Here is a 502-nt window from a genome sequence, read left to right as displayed (position 1 = left end):
ACGCCGCGATGTGCAGCGACCACTGGGCGCCGTGGTCGGCGCACCAGGGGCACTCCGGGTTCGCGTGGACGTGGCTGGGGTCGGCGCTCGCGACGACGCGGCTGCCGTTCGGCGTGGTCAACGCGCCGGGTCAGCGGTACCACCCGGCGATCGTCGCGCAGGCGGCGGCGACGCTCGCGGCGATGTACCCGGGGCGGTTCTGGGTCGCGCTGGGCTCGGGCGAGAACATGAACGAGCACATCACCGGGACCGGCTGGCTGCCCAAGCCGGTGCGCGACGCGCGGCTGGTCGAGTGCGTCGAGGTGATCCGCGCGCTGCTCGACGGCGCGGAGGTCACGCACGACGGTCTCGTGACGGTCGACCGCGCGAAGCTGTGGACGCTGCCCGACGTGAAGCCGCTGCTCATCGGCCCGGCGGTCAGCGAGGCGACGGCCGCGAACCACGCGCGCTGGGCCGACGGGCTGGTGACCGTCAACCAGCCGCCCGAGACGCTGCGCCGCGT

Annotated in this window: 1 protein-coding gene; it reads left to right on the top strand. The window is 74.5% G+C overall.

The features are described 5' to 3' along the window. Positions 1-8: 8 nt before the first annotated feature. On the top strand, positions 9-502 hold a 494-nt coding region (locus G3I71_RS46760; RefSeq protein ID WP_239149795.1), incomplete at its 3' end, for an LLM class flavin-dependent oxidoreductase.

Source organism: Streptomyces sp. SID12501 (genome assembly GCF_010550245.1).
GTDB lineage: Bacteria > Actinomycetota > Actinomycetes > Streptomycetales > Streptomycetaceae > Streptomyces.
Note: the sequence above shows the minus strand (reverse complement) of the source record. Positions and strands in the feature narration are given on the sequence as shown.